The sequence below is a fragment of the Pseudomonas putida genome (assembly GCF_050990305.1).
GTDB lineage: Bacteria > Pseudomonadota > Gammaproteobacteria > Pseudomonadales > Pseudomonadaceae > Aquipseudomonas > Aquipseudomonas putida_AH.
In genome coordinates, this window is the sequence record NZ_CP158817.1 from 1,003,384 (window position 1) to 1,024,016 (window position 20,633).

19 protein-coding genes are annotated in these 20,633 nt (G+C 59.0%); 11 read left to right on the top strand and 8 right to left on the bottom strand.

The features are described 5' to 3' along the window. The first annotated feature begins 49 nt into the window (after window positions 1–49). The 5 genes from ABTV22_RS04520 to ABTV22_RS04540 all read left to right on the top strand — a co-directional run bounded on the left by ABTV22_RS04520 (window position 50) and on the right by ABTV22_RS04540 (window position 6,058). Window positions 50–997, top strand: a complete 948-nt coding sequence (locus tag ABTV22_RS04520; protein WP_160109106.1) for a LysR substrate-binding domain-containing protein — start codon at window positions 50–52, stop codon at window positions 995–997. Between the two features lie 213 nt (window positions 998–1,210). After that, window positions 1,211–1,621, top strand: a complete 411-nt coding sequence (locus tag ABTV22_RS04525) for an HPF/RaiA family ribosome-associated protein (RefSeq protein ID WP_137806263.1) — start codon at window positions 1,211–1,213, stop codon at window positions 1,619–1,621. 200 nt (window positions 1,622–1,821) lie between these two features. Then, the gene (locus ABTV22_RS04530; protein ID WP_433738749.1) at window positions 1,822–2,394 is read left to right on the top strand and encodes an RNA polymerase sigma factor; all 573 of its coding nucleotides are present in this window, start codon (window positions 1,822–1,824) and stop codon (window positions 2,392–2,394) included. After that, window positions 2,391–3,380, top strand: coding sequence for a FecR family protein (locus ABTV22_RS04535; protein ID WP_433738750.1), 990 nt, complete (start codon window positions 2,391–2,393; stop codon window positions 3,378–3,380). Before ABTV22_RS04530 ends, ABTV22_RS04535 begins: the two co-directional genes overlap by 4 nt. Before the next feature lie 236 nt (window positions 3,381–3,616). Further along, the gene (locus tag ABTV22_RS04540) at window positions 3,617–6,058 is read left to right on the top strand and encodes a TonB-dependent siderophore receptor (protein ID WP_433738751.1); all 2,442 of its coding nucleotides are present in this window, start codon (window positions 3,617–3,619) and stop codon (window positions 6,056–6,058) included. A gap of 133 nt (window positions 6,059–6,191) precedes the next feature. Here the strand turns inward: ABTV22_RS04540 and ABTV22_RS04545 are convergent, their stop codons facing one another. After that, window positions 6,192–7,067 (bottom strand): helix-turn-helix domain-containing protein, encoded by an 876-nt coding sequence (locus ABTV22_RS04545; RefSeq protein ID WP_433738752.1) that lies wholly within the window; start codon window positions 7,065–7,067, stop codon window positions 6,192–6,194. 137 nt (window positions 7,068–7,204) lie between these two features. On the opposite strand from ABTV22_RS04545, the gene ABTV22_RS04550 reads away from it, so the two are divergent. After that, a complete protein-coding gene (locus tag ABTV22_RS04550) occupies window positions 7,205–8,107 on the top strand; it encodes a DMT family transporter (protein WP_433738753.1) in 903 nt (300 codons plus the stop codon). 12 nt (window positions 8,108–8,119) lie between these two features. Here ABTV22_RS04550 and ABTV22_RS04555 read toward each other — a convergent pair whose 3' ends face one another. After that, complete coding sequence (locus tag ABTV22_RS04555; protein ID WP_433738754.1) at window positions 8,120–8,629, bottom strand: DUF2165 family protein; 510 nt, start codon at window positions 8,627–8,629, stop codon at window positions 8,120–8,122. Window positions 8,630–8,829: 200 nt separating this feature from the next. Beyond that, window positions 8,830–9,804 (bottom strand): 2-hydroxyacid dehydrogenase, encoded by a 975-nt coding sequence (locus tag ABTV22_RS04560; protein ID WP_433738755.1) that lies wholly within the window; start codon window positions 9,802–9,804, stop codon window positions 8,830–8,832. A 165-nt stretch (window positions 9,805–9,969) separates the two neighbouring features. On the opposite strand from ABTV22_RS04560, the gene ABTV22_RS04565 reads away from it, so the two are divergent. Next, window positions 9,970–10,227: a hypothetical protein gene (locus tag ABTV22_RS04565; RefSeq protein ID WP_433738756.1), complete on the top strand. Its 258-nt coding sequence runs from the start codon at window positions 9,970–9,972 to the stop codon at window positions 10,225–10,227. 65 nt (window positions 10,228–10,292) lie between these two features. Here the strand turns inward: ABTV22_RS04565 and ABTV22_RS04570 are convergent, their stop codons facing one another. The 5 genes from ABTV22_RS04570 to norR form a co-directional block, all read right to left on the bottom strand. Further along, the gene (locus ABTV22_RS04570; protein ID WP_433738757.1) at window positions 10,293–11,042 is read right to left on the bottom strand and encodes a YkgJ family cysteine cluster protein; all 750 of its coding nucleotides are present in this window, start codon (window positions 11,040–11,042) and stop codon (window positions 10,293–10,295) included. Between the two features lie 83 nt (window positions 11,043–11,125). Beyond that, window positions 11,126–11,452 (bottom strand): hypothetical protein, encoded by a 327-nt coding sequence (locus ABTV22_RS04575; RefSeq protein ID WP_433738758.1) that lies wholly within the window; start codon window positions 11,450–11,452, stop codon window positions 11,126–11,128. A gap of 147 nt (window positions 11,453–11,599) precedes the next feature. Beyond that, the gene (locus ABTV22_RS04580; protein WP_433738759.1) at window positions 11,600–12,058 is read right to left on the bottom strand and encodes a GNAT family N-acetyltransferase; all 459 of its coding nucleotides are present in this window, start codon (window positions 12,056–12,058) and stop codon (window positions 11,600–11,602) included. 27 nt (window positions 12,059–12,085) lie between these two features. Then, window positions 12,086–12,988: a chemotaxis protein CheV gene (locus ABTV22_RS04585; protein WP_433738760.1), complete on the bottom strand. Its 903-nt coding sequence runs from the start codon at window positions 12,986–12,988 to the stop codon at window positions 12,086–12,088. Window positions 12,989–13,166: 178 nt separating this feature from the next. Then, a complete protein-coding gene (gene norR, locus ABTV22_RS04590; protein ID WP_433738761.1) occupies window positions 13,167–14,717 on the bottom strand; it encodes a nitric oxide reductase transcriptional regulator NorR in 1,551 nt (516 codons plus the stop codon). Window positions 14,718–14,872: 155 nt separating this feature from the next. On the opposite strand from norR, the gene hmpA reads away from it, so the two are divergent. From hmpA to cyoB, 4 genes are all read left to right on the top strand, one after another. Beyond that, window positions 14,873–16,054, top strand: a complete 1,182-nt coding sequence (hmpA, locus tag ABTV22_RS04595) for an NO-inducible flavohemoprotein (protein WP_433738762.1) — start codon at window positions 14,873–14,875, stop codon at window positions 16,052–16,054. A 269-nt stretch (window positions 16,055–16,323) separates the two neighbouring features. Further along, entirely contained in the window at window positions 16,324–16,833 is a 510-nt protein-coding gene (locus ABTV22_RS04600; protein ID WP_433738763.1) for a disulfide bond formation protein B, read from the top strand. Window positions 16,834–17,660: 827 nt separating this feature from the next. After that, window positions 17,661–18,596: a ubiquinol oxidase subunit II gene (cyoA, locus tag ABTV22_RS04605; RefSeq protein WP_433738764.1), complete on the top strand. Its 936-nt coding sequence runs from the start codon at window positions 17,661–17,663 to the stop codon at window positions 18,594–18,596. Between the two features lie 3 nt (window positions 18,597–18,599). Further along, window positions 18,600–20,630 (top strand): cytochrome o ubiquinol oxidase subunit I, encoded by a 2,031-nt coding sequence (gene cyoB, locus ABTV22_RS04610; protein WP_433738765.1) that lies wholly within the window; start codon window positions 18,600–18,602, stop codon window positions 20,628–20,630. The last annotated feature ends 3 nt before the right edge of the window (window positions 20,631–20,633 follow it).

Consider the following 20,633-nt stretch of genomic DNA (forward strand, 5'->3'; position numbering starts at 1 on the left):
CTACGTGACCAACGAAACTTCCTAAGAAAGCCTTTAGCAGGACTAAACGATGAGTCGTCAATTGCATGCCCAGACTTATGTGTGGCTGCAGGTGTTTTCCTGTGCCGCCCGGCACTTGTCGTTCACCCGCTGCGCCGAAGAACTGCACATCACGCCGGGAGCGGTCAGTCAGCAGATCCGGCAGTTGGAAGAGCGCCTGGGTTTTCGACTGTTTCATCGACGTGCCCGTGGCGTGGAACTGAGCGCCGAAGGCCAGCGACTGGCCATCACCGTCAACGAGGCCTACGGCAGCATCGATGCGGAATTGCGCAGGCTGGATGCGGGGATGATCAGCGGCACCTTGCGGGTGCGTTCGATCCCGTCGTTTCTGAGTAAATGGCTGACCCCGCGTTTGCCGCGCCTGCAACAACGTTTCCCGGACATCCAATTGCGCCTGGTGGCCGAAGACAGCAGCGTGCCGTTGCATGAGGGCGACTTCGATTTGGCCATTGACCTCAATGACGGCAGTTATCCGGGGTTGTTATCCACAGCCTTGCTCGATGAACAGATCTTTCCGGTTTGCGCACCGGGCCTGTTGCGCGGTCGCCCGCCGCTGCATGGCCCCGCAGACCTGATGCATTTTCCGTTGCTGCACGACATCACCGCCTGGCGCGGCAGTTACGAGTACGCGGAATGGGAGTTCTACCTCAATGCCATCGGCTTCGAAGGCGCAGATGTGCGGCGTGGGCACACGTTCAATCGCAATCACCTGACCATCGAAGCGGCCATCGCCGGGATGGGCGTCGCGATTGCCCGGCGCACGCTATTGAACGACGAGTTGGAGCGCGGGGCGCTGATCGTGCCCTTTGGCTTAGCGGTGCCCAATCACAAGCGCTACATGGTGCTCTATGCGCCGGGTGCGCTGAGCCACCCTGGCGTGCGTGCGGTGCATGACTGGCTGGTGGAGGAGGCGGGGATTTTTCGCGGCTTGCATCCGCTTGGAGAGCGGCAAATGTGAGAATTTGTGACAAGGGGGCGGAGCGAATCAACTCCCGACCTTACCAGCGCTTTTAGCGGTTGTCCGGCTTTTTTTACGATAAAAATTTATCTTTTTTCAGGGGTTGAATTGTTCAGCGTACAGACCGATTGTGTAACTAAGAGGTCACGGTGACGACGCCCAAGGGCTTAGCTGACCGGCCTCTCGCGAGCTAGCTGAAATAAGGGATGAACTATGCAAATCCAAGTCAATAGCGATAACCATATTCAAAGCAGTAAACGACTGGAGGAGTGGGTACGAACCACCATTGAGAGCACGCTCGAACGTTATGAGGAGGACTTGACCCGAGTCGAGGTTCACCTGCGGGACGAGAACGGCGACAAGCCCGGTCCCCACGATTTGCGCTGTCAGCTGGAAGCGCGGCCAAAAGGCCATCAACCGATTTCTGTCACCCATAAAGCCGCCAACCTGGAATTGGCGATCGACGGGGCCGCCGAGAAACTCGAGCACGCGCTCGAACACCTGTTCGGCAAACTGCGCGGCAAACCCCGCGCCGCCGTGGTGCCATTCGAGCGCAGGCCTCATGCCGATAAGCTGCTGGAAGAAGAGTTTCTGGAAAACGAACAGGCTGCACAAAACGCTTGAAGCCTGATTTAACCTCCCCATGAAAACGGGCCTGCCATGCAGGCCCGTTTTGTTTTCAGCGTTCAGTTATTGGGTTGGGGGAGGGCTCCCTCGCCACAAAAGTGATCTTGCTCATCCGACAGCTTTGCGTATGATAATATTTATCATTAGTATTGCGCCCCGCTGGCCCGCCCGATTGCCCTTTGCGCAGTACCGAACCGATGATCACCCGTCCCCCCGAACCCCACGATCTTGCGCATGACAAGCTGCGCGGCGACCGCGCGTATTTTCTCCGAGTGTTCCTCTCGCAGCGCTCGCAAATGGAAGCGCTGGTCAGCCGCCGCGTCGGTTGCCGGGCGACTGCCGCCGACCTGGTACAGGACCTGTTCCTGCGTTTCTGGCGGAGGCCGCTGGTACAGGTCGAGGAGCTCAGCACCTACTTGTTGCGTTGCGCCGGCAACATCGCCATCGACCATTTGCGCAGCGAAGGTACGAGGGTGCGGGCCAGCGAAGGCTTGAGGGTGGAATCTTCGGACAGCGTCAGCAGTGAACCGCAAGCCGTACTGGAGGCGGGCAACGACTTGCGGCATGTCGAAGCGGCGTTGCGCGCGTTGCCCGAGCGCACGCGGCAGATCTTTTTGCTCAACCGCATCCACGGCAGCAAATACGCCGAAATAGCCAAGGCCATGGGTCTGTCCCAAAGTGCCGTGGAAAAACATATGATGCGCGCGCTCGAGGCCTGCAAGGCCAGCCTGCGGGAGTCGCCGCCACGTACGCCAGGGAAAGCACCGTGAACAACCTTCAAAGCGTCACCCCGACGCCCGCCCAGGAACAGGCCGCGTTGGCCTGGCTGAGCCTGTTGCATGATCAGCCGAGTAGCGGTGACCAGGCCACGTTCAGCCAGTGGCTTCAGGCTGACCCGGCCCATGCCGAGGCCTATGCCCGTGCGCAAGTGTTGTGGGAGTTGAGCGAAGTGCCGGCGCGCACCTTGGCCGATGAAGACGCGTTGGCCTTGCAGCATTACCTCAATGTCATGAATCGCTCGCGCGGCTACCGTGTCCGGCATTGGTCCGGTGCGCTGGCGATGGCGGCTTGTTTGCTGTTGATGATCAGTCTCGGCACCGGCTGGCAACCGTCGCGTTGGATCGATGACATGGGCGCCGATTATGTCTCGGCACCGGGGGAAGTCCGGACCTTCACCCTGGCCGATCAATCGCAAGTCACCCTCGACGCCGACAGTGCCATTGCCGTGAATTTCAGCCGTGGTGAGCGGCGTGTGCAGGTGCGCCGTGGTGCCGGATTCTTCCACGTGACCCACACCGGCGAACCGTTTGTGGTCGATGCCGAAAAGGGCCAGGCGCGAGTGCTGGGCACGCAGTTCGAAGTGCGCCTGCAACCCCATGGCGCGCAGGTCACGGTGTTGTCCGGCCGGGTCGGGGTGACGGCAGATAAAGCGGCCACGCAGCAAATCCTCACCGACGGCCAGCAAGTGGCCTATGGCGAAGGCGCGATACAACCGCTACACGCCGTGGACAGTGAAGCGCAGTTGGCGTGGCGCCAGGGCTGGCTCAATTACTACAAGGCGACATTGGCCGATGTGGTGGAGGACCTGCGACGGTATTACCCGGGGCGGATTGTGCTGCTCAATGATGAACTGGCCCAGAGACGGGTCAGTGGCAGCTTTCCGAGCAAGGATCCACAGGCGGTGTTGAGTTCGTTGCAAGGGGCGTTGGGGTTTGAACAGCATGAGGTGTTGGGGCATCTGATCATTTTGCGGTGAGGAAACCGGCCTCATCGCGGGCAAGCCTTGCTCCTACAGGATTGCGTCGAGCACATCATTGTGGATCACCCCAATCCGGTAGGAGCAAGGCTTGCCCGCGATGGCGTCCGCTCAAACACCAAATTTCTCAAAAAATATTTTCAACATTCTGCTGAGGTAAAACCGAACGCCATCCGTGTAGTGACTGAAACTGCGATTCATTCGCATCCGTTGCGGTTCTACACAGGTCATGAGTCATGAAGTCCAGGGCAAAATCGGGTTCGGTCAATCAGTGGTTGATTGCTTCTACATTGAAGGTTTCTGCGTTGAGTTTCTCGGCGATGGCCATGCTGCCGCTGAGCGCGGCGATGGCCGCGCAAACCGGTGCGCAGCAACCGGCGCAATTCAGCTTTTCGCTGGCCGCCAAACCATTGCCCCAGGCATTGAGCGACTTCAGCCGAATCACCGGCATCAGCGTGGTCTACACCGATGAAGCGCCGTATGGCATCACCGCCCCCACCGTCAGCGGCCAGATGAGTGCCGAGCAGGCATTGCAGCAGTTGCTCGCCGGTTCCGGCTTCACCTTCCGCCGGACCGATGGTCACACCCTGGTGCTGGAACCGCTGCCCACCGAAGGCGCCTTGAATCTGGGCGCGACCACCATCACCTCGACAATGGAGCAGTCCACCAGCTACCAGCCACCGCCGATCAGTTCGGTGATGCGCAGCTCGGCGCCGATTCAGGAAATCCCGCAGACCGTCAACGTGGTCGCGGCCCAAGTCATTCGCGATCAGGCTCCGCGTAATCTGGATGACGCGCTGGCCAACGTCAGCGGCATCACTCAGGGCAACACGCTGGGCAGTACCCAGGACTCGGTGATGACCCGCGGCTTCGGCGACAACCGCAACGGCTCGATCATGCGCGACGGCATGCCGATTGTGCAGGGCCGCGGCATGAACGCCACGGTGGACCGGGTTGAAGTGCTCAAGGAGCCAGCTTCGTTGCTTTATGGCATTCAGGACCCGGGCGGGGTGGTGAACATGGTCAGCAAGCAGCCCGAGCTTGAACAGTACAACGCCTTGACCCTGCGCGGCTCCACCTATGGCGAAGGCAAGAATGGCGGCGGTGGCACCTTCGACAGTACGGGCGCATTGGGGACTTCCGGGTTCGCCTATCGCATGGTGTTGGACCACGAGGACGAAGATTACTGGCGTAACTTCGGCGTGCATCGCGAGACTCTGGTTGCACCGTCGTTGGCCTGGTTTGGTGAAAGTACCAAGCTGTTGTTCGCCTACGAGCATCGTGAATTCCTCACACCGTTCGACCGTGGCACGGTGATCGACCCACGTGACAACCACCCGCTGGACATCCCCCGGGATCGCCGGCTCGACGAACCCTTCAACAACATGCAAGGGCGCTCGGACCTGTATCACTTCCAAGCCGATCACGAGCTCAACGACGACTGGAAAGCCCACTTGGGCTATAGCTGGAACCGCGAAACCTACGATGCCAGCCAGGTGCGCGTGACCGCCATCGACACCAACAAAGGCACGCTGACCCGCAGCATGGACGGCACGCAAAATGCGATCAGTACCGATCGCTTCACCACGTTGAGCCTGGAGGGCAATGTCGACGTCCTCGGCATGCGCCATGACCTGGTGTTTGGCATCGATGACGAGTACCGCAAGATCTACCGTGAAGACTTGATCCGCCAGAAAAGCCTGACCACCTTCAGCTACCTCAACCCGGTGTATGGTCGAGAGGTTGAAGGCACTACGGTCAGCCCGGCAGACAGTGCCCAGACCGATCAGTTGCGCAGCGATTCGGTCTTTCTGCAAGACTCCATTCACCTGACGGATCAGTGGATTCTGGTGGCGGGCGGGCGTTTCCAGGCGTACGACCAATACGCCGGTAAAGGCGTTCCGTTCCACGCCAACACCGACAGCAACGGCCAGAAGTGGGTGCCGCGCGCGGGTCTGGTGTATCGCTATACCGATGCGCTGTCGTTCTACGGCAGCTACACCGAATCGTTCAAACCCAACTCGACCATCGCGCCATTGAGCGGCAGTACCGTCGTACTCGACGGCAGTGTCGCGCCGGAGGAGGCCAAGTCCTTGGAAATCGGCGCCAAGCTCGATCTGCCAGGACGAGTAACGGGCAACGTCGCGTTGTTCGACATCAAGAAGCGCAATGTACTGATCGCCAACTCCGAAGGCCCGGTGACGATCTACAGCGCCGCCGGTGAAGTACGCTCCCGTGGTCTGGAAGTGGATGTGAGCGGGCAGCTCAGCGACCACTGGAGCATGATCGGCAACTACGCCTACACCGACGCCGAGGTGACCGAAGACCCGGATTACAAAGGCAAGCAGCTGCAGAACGTGGCGAAGAACAGCGGCTCGCTGTCGGCGGTCTATGATTTCGGCCGCATCATGGGCGGTGATCAATTTCGGGTCGGCGCGGGCGCGCGTTACGTCGGGGAGCGGTCGGGCAACGCCGTGAACGATTTCGATCTGCCGAGCTACACCGTTGCCGACGCATTCGCCACTTACGACACCCAACTCGACGGGCAGAAGGTCAAGTTGCAGCTCAACGTGAAAAACCTGTTCGACCGCACGTACTACACCTCGGCGGCGAGTCGGTTCTTCGTATCGATGGGCGATTCGCGGCAGGTGGTTTTGTCGAGCACCCTGGAGTTCTGACGGGATACCGCATCATCGTTTTTCGCGGGCAAGCCTCGCTCCTACAGGGTTGCGTCGATGCGCAATGGCACATCCCTGTAGGAGCGAGGCTTGCCCGCGAAGAGGCCCGAACAGACAGAAAATAATATCGAGGCTAACGCAAGAACGCCTGCCGATACTCTCCCGGCGTCCCACCCAACGCTTGGCGAAACCGATTGGTGAAGTGACTGGCACTGGCAAATCCGCAAGCCAGTGCAATCTCGCCCAGCGGCTGCGATGTCGACCGCAGCAGCTCTCGCGCCCGGTTCAAGCGCCGCGCCAATACATACTGATGCGGCGGCAGGCCGAAGCTTTCGCGGAACATCCGGGCAAAGTGGTACTCGGACAACGTGCACAACGCCGCCAGTTGCCCCAGGCTGATCGCCGCGTCCAGATGGCTATCGATGTACTCCACCAACAGCCGCCGCTGGTGCGCCGCCAGACCTCCCTTGAGGCGCAACCCCGGTCGATTGCTGACCTGGCTGAGCAAGGCATGGCTGAGGATTTCGTGGGCCAGGCTGCTGGTGAGCAGGCGTTCGCCGGGCTCGTCCCAGTTGAGGGTAATCAACTGCCGAAAGCGCTGCGCCTGCCGCGGATCTTCGAGAAAGGTTTGCTCGCGCAGCTGCAATTCCCGGGGTTCACGATCCAGCAGCGTGACGCACCCCAAGGCGAATTGTTCGGGACTGAAATAGAGGTGGGCGAGGCGAATATCGCCGTTGATCACCCAACCGGACTGATGATCGGCGGGCAGGACGCACAGCTTGTCCGGGCCGCCCTTGGTACCGGGCTGGTCGCGGCGAAAGGTGCCGGTGCCGCCGGCGATGTAGCACGACAACGTGTGATGGCTCGGCGCTTCGTAGTCCTGGGCGTCGTGATGGTTGCTCCACAAGGCTGCAGAGAGGCCGTCACCGAGCTCGGCGCTGTGCTCCAGACGAGCATTGGGCGAGCGGTTGAGGGCTTGAAAGACTTGCAGGGTTTCCAGTGCGGACATGTTCAGTGCTCTCTAATGCCTGCATCCTACTCCGTAGGCGTTGCCCTGCCAGCCCGCCCCGCGACAAAACCGCAAGTTTATGCAAGTGCGCCAGGGGGCGGCGCGGGACACTGGGCTCCTATCGAGGAGCCTTAGCCATGAACCTTTCTTTGTACCTGCTGACCGTGCTGATCTGGGGCACCACCTGGATTGCCCTGAAATGGCAACTGGGTGTGGTGGCGATTCCCGTATCGATTGTTTACCGCTTCGGCCTCGCCGCGCTCGTGCTGTTTGTGCTGTTGCTGCTCAGCCGAAAGCTGCAAGTGATGAATCGGCGCGGGCATCTGATCTGCCTGGCTCAGGGACTCTGCCTGTTCTGCGTCAACTTCATGTGCTTCCTCACCGCCAGTCAATGGATTCCCAGTGGTCTGGTGGCGGTGGTGTTTTCCACGGCAACGCTGTGGAACGCCCTGAATGCGCGGGTGTTCTTCGGCCAGAAAATCGCCCGAAATGTGTTGATGGGCGGCGCGTTGGGCCTGCTCGGGCTGGGGCTGTTGTTCTGGCCTGAACTGGCCGGCCACACCGCCAGCCCGCAGACGCTGCTCGGCCTGGGCCTGGCCTTGTGCGGCACCTTGTGTTTTTCGGCGGGGAACATATTGTCGAGCCTGCAACAAAAGGCCGGGCTCAAACCCTTGACGACCAATGCCTGGGGCATGGCTTACGGAGCGGCCATGCTGTCGGTGTGGTGCCTGGTCAAAGGCATTCCGTTCGACATGGAGTGGAATGCCCGCTACATCGGTTCGCTACTGTATCTGGTGATTCCGGGTTCGGTGATCGGTTTCACCGCTTACCTGACACTGGTCGGTCGCATGGGGCCGGAGCGTGCGGCCTATTGCACCGTGCTGTTTCCGGTGGTGGCGCTCAATGTCTCGGCCGTTGCAGAAGGCTACCAGTGGACCGCTCCGGCGCTGGCCGGGCTGGTGATGGTGATGCTGGGTAACGTATTGGTGTTCCGCAAGCCCAGGGCAAGTGTGAGCCCCGTGTCGGGCAAGCTGGCTTGAACAACAATGGGTTTAATTGTCTTTCGCCACCAATAGATAGATCAGGCCGAAGAACATGTATTCAATATTGGTGGTGGCCCAGTCAAAGGCATTTCGCTGAGCGGAATATTCCATGTCGAACCATTCGTTGAGAATGATCACGTATAAAGTCTGATAAACGAAAAGTGCGGTGCTGAAACCGATGATGGCGAACTTCTTGGCTTCATGAAATTCACTGCGAGTTCCTGTGAGTTTCCGACAGAGCTGATAAGTGCCAGCCAGGAAACTGAAGGTATAGATGATCTCGAGAGTGATGATGGCCCAGTAAAAGCGGTGATGGAAAATTGCAGAGGTGTTGGACCGGTAACGCCGGGAATCATTGCCCACGGTATCGCTCATGCTGATGATTCGCCCGATGTAGTCGGAGTAGGCCGCATAGTCGGTGAAGTTGTTGGTGAGGGTTATCAGTCCGAAAAGAGCCGCCATCAGGACGACCAATATTTTGCTCCGCCTAATGATGCCGGCAGTAGTGAAGTGACTCATGGAAATACTCCGAATGTACGGTAAGTGCCGTTATTTCGTCGGAGTTTATAGCCGTTTCCAGCAGAGTAGCCGGGTACTGAATTGCAAGTTATGTCGTCACACTAAATCTGTAGGCGCTGCCGCAGGCTGCGATTTTTTAATCTTTAAAACAAGATCAAAAGATCGCAGCCTGCAGCAGCGCCTACAAAGTCATACAGGGGTCAGCCTTTCCAGACCTGCGGGTTGACCAGGTCCTGAGGTCGCTCGCCCAAGAGTGCGGCGCGCAAGTTGTCCAGGGCACGGTTGGCCATCGCGTCGCGGGTTTCCTGGGTGGCCGAGCCGATGTGGGGCAAGGTCACGGCATTTTTCAGTTGGAACAGCGGCGACTCGGCCAGCGGTTCCTTTTCGTACACATCCAGCCCGGCGCCGCGAATCCGGTTGTTTTGCAACGCTTCGATCAGCGCCGGTTCATCCACCACAGGGCCGCGGGCGATGTTGATCAGGATCGCACTTGGCTTCATCAGCGCCAGTTCGCGATGGCTGATCAGGTGTTTGGTTTTCTCGCTGAGCGGCACGACCAGGCACACGAAGTCGGCTTCGGCCAGCAATTGATCCAAGCTGCGGAATTGCGCGCCGAGCTCTTGTTCCAACTCGACTTTACGACTGTTGCCGCTGTAGATGACCGGCATGTTGAAGCCCAGGCGGCCACGGCGGGCGATGGCTGCGCCGATGTTGCCCATGCCGACGATCCCCAGGGTCTTGCCATGGACATCGCAACCGAACAGCGGGGCGCCAACCGTGGCTTGCCATTGACCGGCCTTGGTCCAGGCATCCAGTTCGGCCACACGGCGGGCACTGCTCATCAACAGGGCGAAAGCCAGGTCGGCGGTACTTTCGGTGAGCACGTCGGGTGTATTGGTCAGCATGATCCCGCGTTCGTTGAAGTACGCGACGTCATAGTTGTCGTAGCCCACCGAAACGCTGGAAACCACTTCCAAATTCGCGGCGTTTTCCAGTTGCGCACGACCGAGTTTACGGCCGACACCGATCAAACCGTGGGCATGGGGCAGGGCTTCGTTGAATTGGGCATTGATGTCGCCGTTTTTCGGATTCGGCACAATGACGTCGAAATCCTGTTGCAGGCGTTCAACCATTTGAGGCGTGACGCGGCTGAAGGCGAGGACGGTTTTTTTCATGGATGCAGGCTCGTCGGGCGGAGGAGAATACTGAGCACGCTAACATTCTTCCCGGGATTTGTGCGAGTCGCTTGGCAGCAGATTACGGCGCGTCATCCAGTTATACTGGCGCCTTTCGTGGCTCGCTGACCGGGCCCGACACTTTATGCATCACCCGGAGCATTCATGACTTCCCCGAAACAACCGCCGGTTGACGAGACCTTGAGCGACGAGCAAACCGTGCTGCCAGAAGGCGTCGAGTCCAGCGCCGATGGCGAAACCAAAGCCGCGATCCTGGCGTTCAAGTTCCCGTTCAAGCCGGGCGAGCTGGCGGCCGCCAAAGGTTCCAACCAGCCTTGGTACAAGAATGGCGCCAAGAATGGCCACACCAAGACACCGGGCATGGCCCCGCCGGGGACTCGGCGGTCGATGGGTAAGCGTTAAGATCCGATTTTGCGGTGACAGGCCTGCCGTCATCGCGGGCTTGCCCGCGATGAGGCCCTATCTGATCAAGCAGCCCTCAATGAAATAAACCCATAGTTCACCTGCGCCTCTGTCACGACCTGCGCGCCCGCCGCCACAACCTGCCTGGCAATATCCTCACCCGAGACATGGAACTGCCATTCGCTGTTCCATTGCGGCAATGTCTGCCCGTCCAAATCGTCGAAGATCGTGACGAACTCGTTCATGTCCGGCAGGTACGCGGTAAATCCATCACCCTTCAGTGCTGTCGTCCGAATCCCCAGCAACGCGCACATCGCATCTTTCACCAGGATGTCATCGCGATCCGCCTGTCGGGAGCGCTGGATCAGCTCCGAAAGCTCCCGGTCGACCAATTCCCCGCCGACAATCAGATCCGGACCTTTTTCCCACGACTCGGGCGGGCATTCCTTCACGGCGGTGTTCAGGGGGATGTGTGGATTGATTTCCATCGGGTAGATGCGGCACACCAGCGGCCTGCGTTCGTAGATGCGACACAGGTTGTTCTCGTCAAGGTTCCGGCAGGCACCAACGTTATAGGCGGCAAAGGTGATGGCGACGTAGGCGTCGACGTCGGCGCTGCGCACGAGTGCCGAACGGCGTTGGGCATGTTCCCGTTGCTCTGCCGGTAAGCCCAGGCCGTTGCTCAAAAAGGCTTCCACCAGCACGATCACCTGACCGCCGTCGGCGGCCCACAGACGGGCTTCGGACAAGGTCAGGGCCACATGGTGGTCATTGCAGCATTTGCCGCAGCCTACGCAGGAAAACGTCGTATTCATTGAACGGTCAGTCGCATCCGAGGGCATGAAACGGCGCCAGAATGCCGCCGCAAAGGCCGCTACCGGTGCAAGTTATGCGCCACTCATTGCGCCTTGGCGGTCGTGCGGATGGAATCCCACTCGGTGACATACGCGGTTTTGCTTTGCTTGTTGTAAAGACACAGCTCCGTGCCTTGGGCGCCTTTCATGTGTTTTTGCGGGTACTGGCCTTGCAGCAGGACGGCGGTGTAGCCGACACGATCATCGAACTGTGCGGGGGTGCCGACCGGTTTGGCGTTCTTCAAGCCGCTGGCCTTGGTGCAACTGGCGAGCACGGTTTTGTCGTAGGCAGCCCAGGCGTCGGGGCTGGAGGCATGGGCCTGGGTGGCGAGGGCGGTGAGACAGAGGAGGATAAGGGTTACGGCTTTCATGAGGCAGGCATCCATGGCGGTAATGGTAAAGGTTGGAGTATGCCTGATGGTTTGGTCGCGTTTGTAAGGGCCTCTTCGCGGGCAGGCCTCGCTCCTACAGATTGCATCGTACTTGTAGGAGCGAGGCTTGCCCGCGAAGACCTCATATCAGGCAGGTACCAATTCCCGGCGGACCTCACGCATACCAACACTCTCATACAACCGCCGCGCCCGAAGGTTGTCTTCCAGCACCTTCAGGTCCACAAATCCTTCCCGACGCTGTTGAAACACCTTGAATGCATTCAACAGCAACGCGCGACCCAGGCCTTGTCGCCGAGCACGCGGATGCACCACCAGATCCTTGATGTAGGCACTGGTCCAGCACTGGCACACGGCAACCACGCCTTCGGCATCGACGAGTACAAAGCACAGGTCGGGATCGTGTTCAGGATCGGTTTCATATAACTGTTGCCAACTTTCCAGCGTCGGCACGCGACCGCCGCCATCACGGTAACCCTGCTCCATCAGGTGATGCACGGCAGCAGCAAGTTCGGGCCGGTAGTGGGTCAATTGAATACCGGTTGGCCAGCGGACGGCGGGCACCACCTCAACCAGGTCGCGCCGCATCAGCCAGCAATAATCCCCGGCCAAGGTTCAATGACCTTGTGCGGCCACGGCCTTGGCCGCAGTGATCAGGCATTGGGTCAGTTCCGGCGAAGAGAACTTGGTCAGTACCGCGTTCGCACCCGACAGACGAGCCTTTTCGCTGTTCATTGCGCTGTCCAGCGAGGTGTGCAGCAGCACGTAGAGGTGCGCAAAGTCAGGGGTTTCGCGCAGGGTGCGGGTGAAGGCGTAGCCGTCCATCTCGGACATTTCGATGTCGGAGACGATCAGGTTGATTTGCTGGGCGGTGCCCTGCAGGTCCAGCAGGCAATCAATGGCTTCCTTGGCACTGCGCGCCGTGTGGCATTGCAGGCCGAGGTTGCGCAGAGTGTGCACCGATTGCTGCAGCGCGACCTGGCTGTCATCGACCACCAGAATCCGCGCGTTGCCCAGCACTTCGGCGTCTTCCATGCTGAGTTCGGTCGGCGCCATTTCAATCTGAGCCGGGGCGATGCCGTGGATGACTTTTTCGATATCCAGCACCTGCACCAAGGTGCCATCGACCGAGGTCACGCCGGTGATGTACGCGCGTGAGCCGCCGGAGCCGAAGGGCGGCGGACGGATGTCGGTGGTCAGGCAGTGGACGATCTTGCTGACCGCCTGGACATGCAAGCCTTGCTTGGAGCGACTGACATCCGTGACGATCAGGCAACCACCGTTCGGATCTTCCAGCGGGCGCTCGCCGATGGCGCGGCTCAGGTCGATCACCGACAACGACGCACCGCGCAGCGTGGCGATGCCTTTTACGTGCGGGTGCGATTCCGGCAACTTGGTCAGCGGCGGGCAGGGGATGATTTCACTGACTTTGAGCAGGTTGATCGCCATCAGCTTGCCACTGCGCAAGGTAAACAGCAGAAGCGAAAGTGAATCCGCGCGGGCTTTGGTGGTGGACATAAAAACCTTCTTTGAAAAAAGGTGAAGGGCGATTACGACGTTCGCCAACAGCTATCGATGCCGGGTTATCGACTTGTTGGGGGCAGGCTTTAACTGATTCAAAAGATCGCAGCCTGCGGCAGCTCCTACAAAGGGTGCGCTTCCCTGTAGGAGCTGCCGAAGGCTGCGATCTTTGGCTTTACTTCATGCCCAATCGCTTGGCCATTCGCCCAAGGTTCGCCCGATCCAGCCCCAACTCCCGCGCCGCGCTCGCCCAATTGTTTTGGTGCCGCTCCAGACACGCGCCGATCAACTGCCGTTGATAGTTTTCGGTGGCCTGGCGCAAATCCCCCGTCACCAGCGCCACCGCAGCCACGGGCGGTTGTTCGGCGCTCACTTCAATGTTGCCATCGGGCAGGTCGAGGTCGGCAGCGCTCAAACTGAGGATTTTTGGCCGTTCCTTGCAGTTGCCCAAGGCCTTCAAGGCGCTGCGGCCGATCAAGTGTTCCAGTTCCCGCACGTTACCCGGCCAGTCGTACGCCAGCAGCGCCACCTGGGCGTCGCTGCTCAGGCGCAGGCTGTTGAGGCCCATGCGTGAGCGATTCTGTTCCAGGAAGTAGCCGCTGAGCAGCAGCACATCGCGGCCACGATCACGCAGGGCCGGGACTAATAACGGATAAACGCTGAGGCGGTGATAGAAGTCGGCGCGGTAACGACCGCTGCGCACTTCTTCAGCCAGGTCACGGTTGGTCGCCGCGATCAGTCGCACGTCGACCCGATGCTCCCTATCTGAACCCAGGCGTTGTAACTGGCCGCTTTGCAGCACACGCAGCAACTTGGCCTGTACCGTCAGCGACAACTCGCCGACTTCATCGAGAAACAGCGTACCGCCATTGGCCAGTTCAAACTTGCCGCGCCGATCGCTCAGCGCCCCGGTGAAGGCGCCGCGCACGTGACCAAACAGTTCGCTTTCCACCAGCGTATCGGGCAGCGCGGCGCAGTTGAGGCTGATGATTGGCTTGTCGGCCCGGGGCGAGGCGGCGTGGATGGCCTGGGCCACCAACTCCTTGCCAACCCCGGTTTCCCCGGTGATCAGCACGGTCAGATCGCTGCCGCCCACCAGATTGATTTCCTCCACAAGACGCTTGTGCGCCTTGCTTTGACCGATCATTTCACGGTTCTGCTGACCACTGGCCTGGCGGTAAACCTCGGCGCGATGGTGTTCGTCTTCGACGCGGTTGTTCAGGCGCTGGATGCGTTCGGCGGCATTGACCGTGGCGGCCGCGAGGCTGGCAAAAGCTTCCAGGGCGTCCAGTTCGATCGGTTCGAATCGCTCGGGGTCGAGGGCGTCCAGGGTCAGCAACCCCCATGGACGCTCGTCGATGAATAGTGGGCAGCCCATGCAATCGTGGACTTCCAGGTGGTCTTCGAGGCCATCGACTAGGCCGTCGTAAGGGTCGGGCATGTCGCTGTCGGCGGCGAACCGGGTTGGACCGGGACTGCTGAGCAACACCTTGAAGCGTGGGTGTTCACTGACTTTGAATCGTCGGCCAAGGGTGTCTGTACTCAAGCCGTCGACAGCCAGTGGCACCAGCCATTCGCCATCAAGGCGCAGCAGGGCGGCGGCGTCGCAAGGCAGGAGGGCGCGCATGGCTTCGAGCAAGCGCCGATAACGCTCGCCTTCGGGGAGTTCGCGGGACAGGTCCGAGACCAGTGGCAACAGGGCAGTAAGCAGGGATTTTGCAGTCATAGTGACTCCATGTAGTCGGTGTGACTATAAAGCAAGCTGTGTCGATATGACTATCATGTTGTTAAGGTGCTGATTTTCAAGGAATTTTATGTTGGCACGGAACCTGATAAGCATAGGGCAATAGTTAGAAACCCTTGTAGCTCTGGAGTCACTTTATGCTTAGCGTCCAAGACCGTGCCATCGTCAAATCCACTGTGCCGCTGCTGGAGAGCGGTGGTGAAGCGTTGATCACTCACTTCTACCGCATGATGCTGTCCGAGTACCCGGAAGTTCGCCCACTGTTCAACCAGGCCCACCAGACCAGCGGTGACCAACCCCGTGCGCTGGCCAATGGCGTACTGATGTATGCACGCCACATCGACCAACTCGACCAGTTGGGCGACCTGGTGGCCAAGATCATCAACAAGCACGTGGCCTTGCAGATCCTGCCGGAACACTACCCGATTGTCGGCAGCTGCCTGCTGCGCGCCATCGCCGAAGTGTTGGGCGAAGAAATCGCCACCCCGGAAGTGATCGCGGCGTGGGGGGCGGCTTATGGGCAACTGGCAGACATCCTGATCGGTGCTGAAGCCAGCATCTACGACCAGAAAGAACAGGCACCGGGCGGCTGGCGCGGCTCGCGGGATTTCATCGTCGCGGCCAAGGTCGAGGAAAGTGCGGAAATCACCTCGTTCTACTTCGAACCGGTGGACAAAGGCCCGATTCTCGAGGCAGAGCCTGGCCAGTACATCGGCATGAAACTGTTCCTCGACGGTGAAGAAATCCGTCGCAACTATTCGCTGTCTGCCCTGGCCAACAAAGGTCAGTACCGCATCAGCGTCAAGCGTGAAGAGGGCGGTCGCGCTTCCAACCACCTGCACGACCACTTGCATGTCGGTTCCAGCATTGAGCTGTTCCCGCCATCGGGCGAGTTCACCCTGACCGCCAGCGACAAACCGCTGGTGTTGATCAGTGGCGGCGTTGGCATCACCCCGACCCTGGCGATGCTCGAAGCAGCGCTGGAAACCAAGCGGCCGGTGCATTTCATCCACTGTGCTCGCAACGGCAAAGCTCACGCCTTCCGTGACTGGATCGACGGACTGGCCGAGCGTCATCCGCAACTCAAGCGCTTCTACTGCTATGACGAAGACGACGGCGTGAGCCCGGCGGCGGACAAGGTCGGGTTGCTGAGTCAGGAGCAGTTGGGCCAATGGCTGCCTGCCGAGCGTGACGTGGATGCTTATTTCCTGGGGCCGAAAGGCTTCATGGCCGCGGTCAAGCGTCACCTCAAGGCACTGGGCGTGCCTGAGAAGCAAAGCCGTTACGAGTTCTTCGGGCCGGCTGCGGTGTTGGAGTAAACGGTTGGGCGCGGTGAGTCAGGCTCACCGCGTCGCCTTCTTCGCGGGCAAGCCTCGCTCCTACGGGATTTTATTCAAACGACATAAATCCCGTAGGAGCGAGGCTTGCCCGCGATTGCTTCACCCCGGTCTCAAACTAAAAAATCCACCCGAAAGTTAATCCCTTCTTAACCCGCCTATCGTCTATTTCCCCGATATCCCCCGGCTCTCTCCAAGAGCAAACTCAGCGTGTAGACTGGCGGGCAATCGATATCTTGAAGGGAAACGCGATGAGCGAGGAAACAATGCGGTTGGGGCGTGAACGGCGCTATCTGGTGTTGCTGGGCATTATCTGTCTGGCGTTGATCGGCGGCGCGCTGTACATGCAAATCGTACTGGGCGAGGCACCTTGCCCGCTGTGTATCCTGCAACGTTATGCCCTGCTGTTGATCGCGATCTTTGCCTTTATCGGTGCGGCCATGCGCGGCCGTCGCAGCATCACGGTGTTTGAAACCCTGGTGGTGATCTGCGCGCTGGCAGGCGTCGGTGTGGCGGGGCATCACGTTTATACGCAGTTCTATCCGGCCGTGAGTTGTGGCATCGATGTGCTGCAGCCGATTGTCGATGATTTGCCGCTGGCGAAGATCTTCCCGCTGGGCTTCCAGGTCGATGGTTTCTGCTCCACGCCATACCCGCCGATCCTCGGTTTGTCCCTGGCGCAATGGGCGCTGGTGGCCTTCGTCTTGGTGGTGATTCTGGTGCCACTGCTCACTGTGCGTAACCGCAAGGCACTGCGCTGAGATCATCGGCAAACCCATAACGGCAGCAAAAAACGCCCCGGTCCTTGCACAGAGGACCGGGGCGTTTTGCATTCTCAGAGGGCAGGTAAAAAGTCTGTGATGTGCGGCAACGGAGGGTGCGACAGGTGTGCGACATGTTGTCACATCATGAGTGTCGCAGTGTGTTTCAAGGTCGCCAATTGGTACGTCTTCACGCAATGAAATTGGCCTGCTGTTCCGATTGGCCGTCTTGCCGTCGTCAGGCTGGAGCAGGCAGTTTTAACAGCCTCTGGCAATTTGCCAGAGCCCTTGCCATATGGGGGCTTCGGCCGGGTAAAGCACAGTAGGGCAGTCTTCGATGCTGTCTGAATTGTGGATGGTAGCCCTACTATTTTTGGTGTTTTTGTTGAGAATCAATTTCGTTAAGATGCGCCACTTTTGCACGTTCTGCGACGAATTGTTGCGACTGTGGATATAAATTATTTCGGGATAAGACATGGTTTATAAAACGTTACATATCTACAATCGCCCGCACTGAAATCCCGACGCTGCTCACCCTCACTGAGGAGCATGAGCAGATGCAGGGTGTCGGGAGGCCAAGATGGCTTCATGCGACTCCAGGTGTCGGTGCCTCCAACTATCCGCACCAAATGGAATTGGTCTGTAACAAGGCCTTTGACCACGAATTCGAATAAGAACTCAACGCTAGCCCAGGATTTGTCGAAACGCGTCTGACGCACGACGGGAAAGCCCTTATTCAATCCAAGAAAAATGCCAACCCTTGGCAGGGTGAAGTGTTGGCGATCAAAACCCAACTGCATGGCGCAAGCTGCTTTAGAGGTCGTGAGATGATTAAAAACAGGTACCCCAGACTACTAGGCTTATTGCCCCTGATCGGCGCGTTGTTGCTGTCAGGCTGCAACATGACCTTGCTCAACCCCAAGGGCCAGGTGGGTCTGGATGAGCGAAACCTGATCATCACCGCAACGCTGCTGATGCTGCTGGTCGTGGTTCCGGTGATCGTGATGACGTTCCTGTTCGCCTGGAAATATCGCGCCTCCAACACCAGCGCCACCTACACGCCGAAGTGGAACCACTCCACCAAGATCGAGATCGCGGTGTGGGCTGTGCCAATCATGATCATCATTGCCCTGGGTTACGTCACCTACAAGTCGACTCACGCCCTGGATCCGTACAAGCCGCTGGAATCCGACGTCAAGCCTGTGACCATCGAAGTGGTCGCGCTGGACTGGAAGTGGCTGTTCATCTACCCGGAACAAGGCATTGCCACGGTCAACAAGATCGTGTTCCCGGCGCACACGCCAATCAACTTCAAGATCACTTCCGACGCTGTGATGAACTCGTTCTTCATCCCTGCGCTGGGCGGCCAGATCTACGCGATGGCGGGCATGCAGACCAAGCTGCACCTGATCGCCAACGAGAACGCTGAAATGGACGGTATCTCCGCCAACTACAGCGGCGCTGGCTTCACCGGCATGAAATTCAAAGCGACCGCAACGACCCAGGAAGAATTCGACGCTTGGGTCAATGAAGTCAAAAAGGCACCTAAAAAGCTTGAACAGGCTGAATACGCAGCTCTTGCCAAGCAGAGCCAGAACAACCCAGTCGAGCTCTACTCCTCGGTTACACCGAACCTGTTCCAGATCATCGTCGACAAGTACGAAGGCATGAAACCGGGTCCAAAGGTGCACCACGAGAAGAAAGAGAAAGAAGTGGCCGCTACGGACATGAACTCGCATTCAGCTGCCGGGGCAGAGGAGTAAACGATGTTTGGTAAATTAAGTTGGGAAGCGGTCCCGTTCCACGAGCCGATCGTGATGGTGACCATCGCCATGATCGCGCTGGGTGGCGTGGCACTGTTCGCTGCAATCACCTACTTCAAGAAGTGGACCTACCTGTGGACCGAGTGGCTGACGTCGGTCGACCACAAGAAAATCGGCGTGATGTACATCATCGTCGCCATGGTTATGCTGCTGCGCGGCTTTGCCGACGCCATCATGATGCGTACCCAGTTGGCCATGGCCACCGAGGGTTCGCCTGGCTACCTGCCACCTGAACACTATGACCAGATCTTCACCGCTCACGGTGTGATCATGATCATCTTCATGGCGATGCCATTCTTCACCGGCCTGATGAACCTTGCAGTGCCGCTGCAGATCGGCGCGCGTGACGTTGCCTTCCCGTTCCTGAACTCCCTGAGCTTCTGGCTGCTGGTTTCCGGCGTGGTGCTGATCAACCTGTCCCTGGGCGTCGGCGAATTCGCCAAGACCGGTTGGGTTGCCTATCCGCCGCTGTCGGGCCTGCAATACAGCCCGGGCGTGGGGATGGATTACTACATCTGGGCGCTACAGCTATCCGGGTTAGGTACGACGCTAACGGGGGTCAACTTCCTGGCCACTGTGCTGAAAATGCGTACCCCTGGCATGAAGCTGATGGACATGCCGATCTTCACCTGGACCTGCACCTGGGCAAACGTTCTGATCGTGGCTTCGTTCCCGATCCTGACCGCTACCCTGGCACTGCTGACGCTTGACCGTTACATGGATTTCCACATTTTCACCAATGAACTTGGTGGCAATCCGATGATGTACGTCAACCTGTTCTGGGCTTGGGGTCACCCTGAGGTTTACATCCTGATTCTGCCGGCCTTCGGTATCTTCTCGGAAGTCGTTTCGACCTTCTCGGGCAAGAAACTGTTTGGCCACCACTCGATGATCTACGCATCGGGCGCGATCTCGATCCTGGGCTTCATGGTTTGGCTGCACCACTTCTTCACCATGGGTTCGGGCGCCAGCGTCAACGCCTTCTTCGGTCTGGCGACGATGCTGATTTCCATCCCGACGGGTGTGAAGCTATTCAACTGGCTGTTCACCATTTACCAAGGCCGTCTGCGTTTCACCAGCCAGGTGATGTGGACCCTGGGCTTCATGGTGACCTTCGCCATCGGCGGCATGACCGGTGTACTGCTGGCCATTCCGGGTGCTGACTTCGTTCTGCACAACAGCCTGTTCGTGATCGCGCACTTCCACAACGTGATCATCGGCGGCGCGGTATTCGGTTACATCGCAGGTTTCGGTTTCTACTTCCCTAAAGCGTTCGGCTTCAAGCTGCACGAAGGTTGGGGCAAGGCTGCATTCTGGTTCTGGATCACCGGCTTCTTCGTCGCGTTCATGCCGCTCTATGTACTGGGCTTCATGGGCATGACCCGTCGTCTGAACGCCACCACCAACCCTGAGTGGGTGCCTTACCTGTACGTGGCTCTGTTCGGTGCGGTGATGATTGCCGTGGGTATCGCTTGCCAGCTGATCCAGCTCTACGTGAGTGTGCGTGACCGCAACAAGCCAGAAAACATGTGCGAACACGGTGACCCGTGGAATGCCCATACCCTGGAATGGTCGACCTCGTCGCCACCTCCGTTCTACAACTTCGCCGTGCTGCCAAAAGCCGACGTTGTCGATCCGTTCACCGAAGCCAAGGAAAACGGCACCGCGTACAAGGCCCCGGCCAAGTACGAGCCGATCCACATGCCAAACAACACCGCTACCGGTGTGGTCATGGGCGCGCTGTTGACCGTGTTCGGTTTCGCGATGATCTGGCACATCTGGTGGCTGGCAATCGCGAGCCTGGCTGGCACCGTGATCTACTTCGCGATCCACGCGGCCCGTGATGATCAAGGCTACTACGTGCCGGTCGACGTGATCGAGCGCATCGAAGCCGAGCAGCACAAGCGTCTGGTAGCGGCCGGTAAAGTCCGTGCCACCACCACCCGTGTTGAAACCTCGTTGGAACAGGCTTAAACC